The sequence below is a fragment of the Nonomuraea sp. NPDC003709 genome, assembly GCF_040610775.1.
Taxonomy (GTDB): domain Bacteria; phylum Actinomycetota; class Actinomycetes; order Streptosporangiales; family Streptosporangiaceae; genus Nonomuraea; species Nonomuraea angiospora_A.
Genome location: NZ_JBEXMW010000063.1, coordinates 7,540 through 16,630 on the forward strand (window position 1 = coordinate 7,540; position 9,091 = coordinate 16,630).

Annotated in this window: 8 protein-coding genes; 4 read left to right on the plus strand and 4 right to left on the minus strand. The window is 69.6% G+C overall.

Annotated features, from left to right (window positions below; genetic code table 11):
* Together ABZX61_RS65235 and ABZX61_RS65240 are read right to left on the minus strand one after the other, a co-directional pair.
* A partial coding sequence (locus tag ABZX61_RS65235) for a tetratricopeptide repeat protein (RefSeq protein WP_355213094.1) occupies positions 1-2,759 on the minus strand: 2,759 nt, incomplete at its 3' end.
* A complete protein-coding gene (locus ABZX61_RS65240; RefSeq protein WP_355213096.1) occupies positions 2,746-3,369 on the minus strand; it encodes a hypothetical protein in 624 nt (207 codons plus the stop codon). The genes ABZX61_RS65240 and ABZX61_RS65235, both read right to left, overlap by 14 nt.
* Before the next feature lie 866 nt (positions 3,370-4,235).
* Here ABZX61_RS65240 and ABZX61_RS65245 point away from each other — a divergent pair.
* Positions 4,236-6,341 carry a hypothetical protein gene (locus ABZX61_RS65245; RefSeq protein WP_355213098.1) on the plus strand — a complete coding sequence of 702 codons (2,106 nt, stop codon included), beginning with the start codon at positions 4,236-4,238 and terminating at the stop codon, positions 6,339-6,341.
* Entirely contained in the window at positions 6,338-6,769 is a 432-nt protein-coding gene (locus ABZX61_RS65250; RefSeq protein ID WP_355213100.1) for a hypothetical protein, read from the plus strand. The genes ABZX61_RS65245 and ABZX61_RS65250 overlap by 4 nt, the downstream gene beginning before the upstream one ends.
* Before the next feature lie 121 nt (positions 6,770-6,890).
* Here the strand turns inward: ABZX61_RS65250 and ABZX61_RS65255 are convergent, their stop codons facing one another.
* Positions 6,891-7,205: a hypothetical protein gene (locus tag ABZX61_RS65255; RefSeq protein ID WP_355213102.1), complete on the minus strand. Its 315-nt coding sequence runs from the start codon at positions 7,203-7,205 to the stop codon at positions 6,891-6,893.
* 121 nt (positions 7,206-7,326) lie between these two features.
* Between ABZX61_RS65255 and ABZX61_RS65260 the strand changes: the two genes are divergently transcribed.
* Positions 7,327-7,560, plus strand: coding sequence for a hypothetical protein (locus ABZX61_RS65260; RefSeq protein ID WP_355213104.1), 234 nt, complete (start codon positions 7,327-7,329; stop codon positions 7,558-7,560).
* A 3-nt stretch (positions 7,561-7,563) separates the two neighbouring features.
* On the opposite strand, the gene ABZX61_RS65265 is transcribed toward ABZX61_RS65260, so the two are convergent.
* A complete protein-coding gene (locus ABZX61_RS65265) occupies positions 7,564-8,463 on the minus strand; it encodes an IS110 family transposase (RefSeq protein WP_355213107.1) in 900 nt (299 codons plus the stop codon).
* 266 nt (positions 8,464-8,729) lie between these two features.
* Here ABZX61_RS65265 and ABZX61_RS65270 point away from each other — a divergent pair, with 266 nt between their 5' ends.
* Positions 8,730-9,014 carry a hypothetical protein gene (locus ABZX61_RS65270; RefSeq protein ID WP_355213105.1) on the plus strand — a complete coding sequence of 95 codons (285 nt, stop codon included), beginning with the start codon at positions 8,730-8,732 and terminating at the stop codon, positions 9,012-9,014.
* Positions 9,015-9,091 lie beyond the last annotated feature (77 nt).

Here is a 9,091-nt window from a genome sequence, read left to right on the forward strand (position 1 = left end):
GTGGCCTCGTACAGCGGGATGGCCCGGCCCAGATTCCCCGCTGCCTGGTAGGCGCTGGCGAGGTTGTTGCGGGAGGTCAGGGTGGAGGGGTGGTCGGTGCCCAGCACCCGCTCACAGTCGGCGAGTGTGGCCTCGTACAGCGGGATGGCCCGGCCCAGATTCCCCGCTGCCTGGTAGGCGCTGGCGAGGTTGTTGCGGGAGGTCAGGGTGGAGGGGTGGTCGCCGCCCAGCACCCGCTCCCGCTCGGTCAGCGTGGCCTCGTACAGGGGGATGGCCCGGCCCAGGTCCCCCGCCGTCTCGTAGGCGTGGGCGAGGTTGTTGCGGGAGGACAGGGTGTCGGGGTGGTCGCCGCCCAGCACCCGCTCCCGCTCGGCGAGCGTCTGCTCGTGCAGCGGGATGGCCCGGCCCAGATCGCCTGCCGACCGGTAGGCGTAGGCGAGGTTGCTGCGGGATGCCAGGGTGTCGGGGTGGTCGCCGCCCAGCACCCGCTCCTGCTCGGCGAGCGTCGCCTCGTACAGCGGGATGGCCCGGCCCAGGTCCCCCGCCGCCTCGTAGGCGCCGGCGAGGTTGTTGCGGGAGGACAGGGTGTCGGGGTGGTCGCCGCCCAGCACCCGCTCCCGCTCGGCGAGCGTCTGCTCGTGCAGCGGGATGGCCCGGCCCAGGTCCCCCGCCGCCTCGTAGGCGGCGGCGAGGTTGTTGCGGGAGGTCAGGGTGTCGGGGTGGTCGCCGCCCAGCACCCGCTCCCGCTCGGCGAGCGTCTGCTCGTGCAGCGGGATGGCCCGGCCCAGATTCCCCGCTGCCTGGTAGGCGTAGGCGAGGTTGTTGCGGGAGGTCAGGGTGTCGGGGTGGTCGCCGCCCAGCACCCGCTCCCGCTCGGTCAGCGTGGCCTCGTACAGGGGGATGGCCCGGCCCAGATCGCCTGCCGACCGGTAGGCGTAGGCGAGGTTGTTGCGGGAGGACAGGGTGTCGGGGTGGTCGTCGCCCAGCACCCGCTCGAAGTCGGCCAGCGTCGCCTCTAACAACGGGATGGCCCGGCCCAGATTCCCCGCTGCCTGGTAGGCGCTGGCGAGGTTGTTGCGGGAGGACAGGGTGGAAGGGTGGTCGGTCCCCAGCACCCGCTCCCGCTCGGTCAGCGTGGCCTCGTACAGGGGGATGGCCCGGCCCAGATCGCCCGCCGACCGGTAGGCGTCGGCGAGGTTGTTGCGGGAGGTCAGGGTGTCGGGGTGGTCGGCGCCCAGCACCCGCTCGTAGTCGGTGAGCGTCTGCTCGTGCAGCGGGATGGCCCGGCCCACATTCCCCGCTGCCTGGTAGGCGTGGGCGAGGTTGTTGCGGGATGCCAGGGTGTCGGGGTGGTCGCCGCCCAGCACCCGCTCCCGGTCGGTGAAGGTCTGCTGCAGCAGGGGGATGGCGCGGGTGAGGTCGGCCACGTCGTACAGGTACCGGCCGCACCAGGCGCGGAGATCCAGCAGGTCAGCAGGCAGGCCGTTGCCGGAACGGGCCTGCCGGTAGAGGATGTCGGTCTGTTCGATGAGCAGCTCGACCGCGACGCGAGCCGCCCACGTGCCGGAGCCGTCGGGCAGCGTGGCGTTGAAGGCGTGCAACAGGCCGGTGGCCTGGTCCAGAAGTGTGTCGAGGCCGCCGTGGTGGGCGGCGCGTTCGCGGAGCACACGCTGGATGAGGCGGTGCATCAAGACCGTTTGGCGGTCCTCGCTGAAGGTGATCAGCGAGGTGTCGGCCAGGTCGGCCAGCAGCCGCCGGACGCCTACCGGCTCGGTGCCCGCACCGGTCCACCGGTGCAGGATCGGCAGCGGGACGCCGGCTGGGGACAGCACCGCGAGCATGCCCAGCAATTCCTGCGCCCTCGGCAGGGCGGCCTCGGCCTGGGTGATCGACAGCAAGATCGCCTCGGCGGTGCCGGAAGGGTAGGCGTCGCCGTGCTGGGCGGGCAGGTAGTCGCCGACGGGGAAGGCCCGCAGCTCTTCCAAGTAGCCGTGGTAGTCCAGGGGTAGCCGGGAGATCATCGCGGCAGCTTGGGCCAGGGCCAGCGGCAGATGCCCAAGCTCGGCGGCCAGTTCGGCGGCGCCGGCCGGGTCTGCCAGGCCGGTGCGCTCGTGCAGGAAGGCCGCCGCCTGGGCGGCGGTGAACATCTCCACCTGCACCGGCTCATAGGCGCGCAGGAAGGCGCGATTGCGCGAGGTGATCACCACTCGGGTGGCGCCGGTGGCGGGGCACCAGGCGCGTAGCGCGGCCACGTCGGTGGCGTTGTCGAAGACCAGCAGAACCGGCTCGGTGGTGGCGGCCAGCCAAGCCTTGGCACGCCGCGCGGCCGTGGCGGCGTCATCATCGGGCCGGCGCTCGCCGAGCCGTTCGGCCAGAGCGGCCAGCCCGGCCAGGATCTGCTCGGGGGTCTCGGCGGCGATCCAGGCCACCACCGGCCAGCGCGCGGCCTGGCAGGCCCAGGAGTAGGAGGCGGCCAGCATCGTCTTGCCTACCCCGGGCGTGCCGGCCAGCGCGCAGATCACTACCGCTCCGCCGCTGCCCGCATCCCGCCCGCTGGCGCCGGGCTCGCCGAGTACTTCGGCGAGCCGCTGGGCCAGCTGGGGGCGCTCTTGGAAGCCGGGCGGGCGCTGCGGGATGTCCCCCTCGACGATCTGGCCGGGCTCGGGTGCGGGTGGGTAGTGGTGATGGTGCTCGACGCCCACGGCCTTGTTGATGACGTTGTCGTGGAAGTCGATGTGGTCGCCCTCAGAGCCGCCCATCGTCATCCCCGTCGTCATTCCCGGCCGGCGCGGCGGGGTAAGGGTCGCCCACCCGCTTGCCGACGACCTTGTCGTGGAAGGTGTTGTGGTGGAACTCGAGGTGATCGCCGCCGTAGGCGCGACGGTGATCGTCGCCTTCGTGAATGGTCTGGTCGCCGCTGGCCTGGTACACCCGGCCTTGGCCCGAGGCCTCCGCCCGTATCTGCACGTTACGCGCCCCGTCACCGGTCGAGACGATGCCAGTGTTGTCGCCGCCGATGGCGATCGACCGCTCGCCCGAGGCCGACACCTGCGGCAACGTCTTCTGCGTGGCGTCCGGCGCGTCCGGTGTAACGACGGCAGCCGACTGGGCGCGCACCTGCGCCCGCAACGCCGTCACGGCGACCACCAGCCCGGCCACACCGACCACCATGCCGGTGAACATGCCGACCACACTGGCCCGCTGATCCAGGACCTCCAGCACCTCCGGTGGCAGGTGCAGTGGATCCGCGAAGAACCAGACCAGCCCCACCACCAGCGAGGCCGCCAACACCACAACCGCGATCACCGCTACGCCGCGCCACAGCCGCGACCCTGGCACGCGTTCCGCCCCCGGCGTCGTCTTCGACATGTCTCCAGAGTGCTCCCGAACCGGCACGAGCGGGCCCATAGTGGCGAACGCGTTACCAGTCATCACGACGTCGCGAAGCGGTCGTTTGCGGGACGGTCGTGAAGGCCTTCACTCTGACCGCATTTCCGCAGGAACGATCGTCCCGAAATCCGTCTGTCAGTTTTCGAAGTCGTCTGCACGAATGCGCGAAGTGGTCTGCACGCTGCGGGCATGGAGACCACTTCGAGCGGCTGACGGGGCCTCCCGGCAGTGCGACGATGAATGAGGAAGCCCAGCATCCCCTGGCGTCTGAAGGGCGGCACCGTGAGCAAGCCGCCGTCGATCTCAACGACGGGGATGGTGGAGAGCCCGACGACCTTGCTGCGGGAGGGGCGTCCGAGCACGAGACGGATGATCTCGTAGAACAGACGGAGCTGGGGCTCGTGCTCCGGCGCGTGGTACCGGCGGTCGAAGACAGGGATGAGCCAGTCGCTGTATGGCGTGTCCTCACGCCGGGGGCCCGGGCACTGGAGGCCCTCCGGCTCGGGCGCCTGCCCCGAAATTGTCGGGGGGAACGGGTAAGGTCGCGCCAAGCATTCAGGCCCGATGCCTGATCCATCTCCTGACTCCCAATGGCGGTCTTCCGCCGGGGGTGTCCGCGATGCTCGCTCTTGCCCCGCCTGTCAGGGGCGATACGGGCGCGGCGACGGAAGTTGGTGAAGGACGGGATCCGAACACGCGTGCCATCGCAATCGATGGGGCGTGGCCGGGAGCTGGAAGCCTCCGAGAGCCAACGGAGGTCCGGGCCTCGATGTCCTGCCGGACCAAACCTGGTCCGGCAGCCCGACCTCGTCGGCGACTGCCGACGCCTAACTCGGAGGTCCCCCATGACCAGCACGAGCCTGCCCCCCGACGACAACCCATTCCCGGGCGCAGACAAACGCGAGTGGACCAACCACCTGTCGACCGCCCTCGCCGCGGAGACGAACCTGCCGCTGCACATCACCAACGCCATCGCGGCGTACTTTGTCCACCCCAAGGACCTCCTGACCAGGCCGCGCGGTGACAGCCAGTACCGGCTGAGGCCCGAGGCCATCACCCACGAGGGTAGCCTCAAGATCCTCAACGGGAGGGTGCATGGGTTCGCCGGCAGTCCCAGCGAATACAACGAGCGGATTCGCTCGGCCTTCCACTCCCCCGTGCGCCCTGGCGCCGACCCCCTCCTGACGCTGCCCGCTCTGGAGACCGGTCACCTCGCCGGGCGGCCCGCCCCGTTCCTCACCACCAGCCCGGTCACGCCCAACCACCTGGCGATCCTGCTGGAGACGATGGAGAGCGCGCTGGACCAGGCCGACGGAGACCGCGGCTACCGGCTGGCCGAAGACGTCGCCGCCCACGGCCAGCAGACCCAGACCCTGCACGTGCCGCTGGTTCGCCGGATCCGCGAGGAGGGTTCCGGCGACGCGGGAGAGCAGTCGGTCGTGGACCTGATGTCGATCAGGGGCGCGAACCGGTCCCGCGCTCGCCTCACTCTCCACGGCCTCAAAGCCCGGGACATCGTGTTCGGGATCCAGCCGCAGGAGATGTTGCGCAACAAGAACGAGCAGGACGGAGCATGGCTCGACGACCCGATCAGCGCCGACCCGTACTACTGGGTTCCGATCCTCGCCGACCTTCTGCGGAAGATCTACGCCGACCCCGACCACTCCGAGCACGAGGCCGTCCGACGGGCCGCGCAGGTGGCCACCGTCCCGTTCCAACTCGTTATCGGCGCCGACGCCCTGACCAGCTTCCACAACACGGTGTTCGACCCCAACCGCGTCGACCACCGCAGGCCACCCCTGGACTACGGCCTCGCAGACAAGGCGGCCTCGGACGTGCGCGCGCTACTGCGCGAACTGACCGCAGCCGGGCGCCTTACCGAAGCCGACCGCGCCTGGCTCGCTGGCGAAGGCCCCGACCCCTCCCCCCGCCCCACCGAGTCCCCGGTCGACGCCCGGGATCGCCGCGACATCGCGATCTTCAACGCGGTGTTCCCGGCGGACGCCGCCGACCGGACCCTGGTCCGCGAGGTGATCGGCGAGCCCGCGCCGTACGCCACCGGGAAGCGCCACGTAGAGAATCGCACCCGCATGATCTCCGCAGTGATCAGCGACGGCTACAGCCAGCGGTGGAACCCCCGCGTGCTCGATGGGCTGCTGCCCGCCGGCGCCATCAAGAACGGCGGCTTCCGCGCCTCCCCGGACAGCTGGTCCACGCTGCTGGAGCGGGCTGAGAAGGGCGACAGCGACGCCCTGGACACCTTTCTGGTGACGCGCAGCATCCATTGGCTCGCCGAACACAAGATCGTCGAGGCCGATCGCGGATCGATGGGAGCGCAGGCTCAGAACGGCACAGAGGGCGAGAAGAACGCGCCACGGATCCGGCGCGGGGGCGTCAACGTCCGCGCGGCCCTGCTGCTCGACACTGTCCGCGCTATCGCTCTCATGCGGGAACTGGCCCACGCCACCAACACCAGCACCCTCCCCCGCCAGATCGACGAGCAGGGATGCCCGGTCCCGGGCACGGTCGCGACCCGCACCTGGTTCGACGACGTCTTTCCCAAGACCGGCACGAGGCGTCCCAAAAAGCCCACGCCGTCTCCCGAACCAGGCGACGCCCCCGCTCAGCCTGATCCCACCCCCCAGGAGCTTGTGCTCCGAGCGCTCGCCAACTTCCAGGCGGTCGTGACCGTGGGCCTGCCGACGCAAGTCGCCGGGACAATCCAGGCGGCCCGGGAGTTGCATGACACAGCGGCCAGCGCAGGTCTGCCCGCCTTCCCAGCGAACGTCGCCGACACCGTCATCCCCGTGTTGACCGACGCCCTGAACGCGCTGCGGGCCGACGTCCGGGGCCTGGGCACCCTCTTGATCGCCCTCCAGGGAGGCACCGCCGACATCGACGACTTCGACTCCGCCTGCGCGGCCTACCTCAATCAGAAGGCCGACCAGTGATCCCGGCCACCTCGCTGCCTGCCGGCCCTGTCCTGACCCGGCCCAAGCTCGCCGCCCTCCCTCTGACGGCGGGCCGTTACCTCATCGCCCCGTACCTGGCGCCCACCCGCTTCAGCGACTACGAGGTCTTCACCGAGCTGGGCATCCTCACCGCCATCTATCTGATCACCGACTCTGGCAGCCGCATCCGTTGGCTGGGTCAGGCCAGCCGCGATGACGGTCTCGCTGCCCGTCTCGCAGAACATCACCGCGACCCCGGCAGGCGCGCCGTGTTCGCCACTGTCCGCGCGCTGCACCTGCACGACCACACCCCGCCCGACGTCCTCGACGCCATCGAGGGATGCTGTGCCGACCAATTGCAGCTTCGATCGGTGATGGCGCCCCGCCGCTGGCCAGCCTCCCGCACCTGGCAGCACGAGGTCGCCTGACCTTCGGATCATCACCGTCGCCCGCTCAGACTGCCGCTACACGGTCTGAGCGGGCGGCCCATACCAGCCCCTGTCACGGCCCGGAACTCCTTAAAGCTCCGGCAAGCCGCCACTCGGTTGATCAGTGGGTACGGCGGCGGGGTGCCAGAACCTCGGTGACCTTGGCGATGGCCTCGGCGCCGGGTTTGACGTAGCGCATGGCGGTGCGGGGGTTCTTGCGCCGGGTCTTACCCATGATGAGCTGCAGCGGTACCTCGGCGTCGCCGAGGTGAGTGGCGGCGGAGTGGCGCAACTGGTGCAGATCGAGGCCGGCGTGCTTGTCGAGCAGGACGCGGGCGCGGTCGTAGCCGAGACGGGCGCGGCCGGTGCGCGGGCAGATGTCGTCGGACCTGGACCGTGTGGACGCCCTCGCACGCCAGGGACGGCTGTCCGGCACCACGGTAACGGTCGAGAGCCGCTGACCGCGCCGGCGACCCGGGCCGCGAGGGCGAGCCCAAGATGTCGGCCCTGCTGAGATCAGGCACCTCGATGTCAGACCCGCACGGAAGAATGCCGCCATGGGTGAATCTCTCGCGACGCAGTTCCTCAAAGCAGATCTCGAGATTCCCTGCACTCAGTGCAGTTACCCAATGTGGATCAGGTACTCAGAAGTTGTGGCTCAGGCTACCGTCACCTGTCCCTGCTGCTTCGTCCAGGTCCGGCTGATCGACGACACCGGCAGTGCCCAGAACGCGGGCGAGGTCGTCGAACAGCAGATCGCACAAGCCCTGAAAGACATCCCAGGAGTTTGAATGTCAAGCCGTAGCACTCTGGACGTGATGCGACCAAGCGGTCGCTTCGTCGTAGAGCGTCCCGGTTTTGAGGCAGCCGTGCAGGATGCCGACGAGTCGGTTGGCGAGTTGGCGCAGCGCGGTGTTGTAGCCGACTCCGCGAGCGCGTTGCTTGTCGTAGTAGGCGCGGGCACCGGCCGAGACGCGCAGCGCCACCGAGGCCTGGGTCATCAGAGCGTCGATGAGCCGGTCGTTGTGCACGTACCGGGCCAGGACGCTCTTCTTGGTGGCCAGGTCGCCACGGCGGCGGGCGCGTTTGAGCGCTGCACTGATCTGGCTGACGTTCAGCCTCGCGGCCTGCTCCGGAGTGGGGGCCTTGGCCAGCAGGTCCAAGGCTTCGGCGGCGTCCAGATCCTCGAACGCGGTCAGGGCGGCGGGGAAGTACTCGCGCAGCGCGTGCCGCAACCGCTGCCCGGCCCGGGTCCGTTCCCAGATCAGGGTCTTGTGGGTGCGGGCGACAACCTTGATCGCCTCGGCCTGCGGGCTGTCACCGGCGATCGGGCGCAGCTGGTGGGAGTCGGTGCGAACCATGTCGGCCAGCATGTGCGCGTCGGCCGCGTCGCTCTTGGCGCCCGACGTTCCCAGCTGCTCCCGGTAGCGGGCGGCCTGCAACGGGTTGACCGCGAACACCGTGTATCCGGCCGCGACCAGCGCCGGCACCCACGGACCCCGGTCGGTCTCGATCCCGACCAGCACCTCCACGTCCTCATCGGGAGTGTCGCCGCTCTGCTCGGCGATCATCGCGTGCAGCCGGGCCATTCCCACCACGCCCTCGGGCAGACGGGCTTTGGCCAACCGGCGGCCGGAGGCGTCCATCACCTCCACATCGTGATGCGCCTCGGCCCAGTCATCCCCAACGAACAGTCGCACCAGCTCTCCCTACGCAGGAAACGATCACCAGCAGCAGCCGGCGGGAGAACCATCAGCGACCTAATCAAGCAGTGCTCACACCGACACCGTCAGTGGGCAACGACATCCCAGAAGCGATCAACTCTCCCGGCCAACCGGCAGGGGCACTGTCTTTCAGCAGGACTCGAAGTCCAGGACACACAAGTGCTCACCTGTCGGGCGGCTACCAACCACCGAGTCTGCCGCACGGCAACTCGCTAACACTGATTAGGACTCAGCCGATGAAGTACCAACAGCAGCTGCAGGTGGCTGTACGCGAACGGCTTCGCCGACTCATGACCGCCCCATTCTCCAGCGCCGGCCACGAGGTACATCTCACCGTCACATGGATCCAAGGCCGGCCAGCTCTCAGGAGCCTGCTGGAGGAGGCAGGCAGAGCCGAGCCCGGCCTGGACCGAGAGCGGTTCCGTCACGGGTTGACCGGCAGCGGCCAGTTCGTCTGGACAAGCAGGACCGAAGAAGGGCGCGCCACCCTCGTCTGGGAGCTGCAGCGCTTGAAAGTCTGAGGTAACACGGCGTGGTTGCGTGCTCGTGGCGGGGTTCGGGAGTATGCCGGTGGGATGCGTTATCCGGATGGTGGTGG

Excerpts from the sequence above, each read along its gene's own strand:
- ABZX61_RS65240 (WP_355213096.1), bottom strand. The coding sequence starts at position 3,369 with ATGTCGAAGACGACGCCGGGGGCGGAACGCGTGCCAGGGTCGCGGCTG.
- ABZX61_RS65260 (WP_355213104.1), top strand. The coding sequence starts at position 7,327 with ATGGGTGAATCTCTCGCGACGCAGTTCCTCAAAGCAGATCTCGAGATT.
- ABZX61_RS65270 (WP_355213105.1), top strand. The coding sequence starts at position 8,730 with ATGAAGTACCAACAGCAGCTGCAGGTGGCTGTACGCGAACGGCTTCGC.
- ABZX61_RS65245 (WP_355213098.1), top strand. The coding sequence starts at position 4,236 with ATGACCAGCACGAGCCTGCCCCCCGACGACAACCCATTCCCGGGCGCA.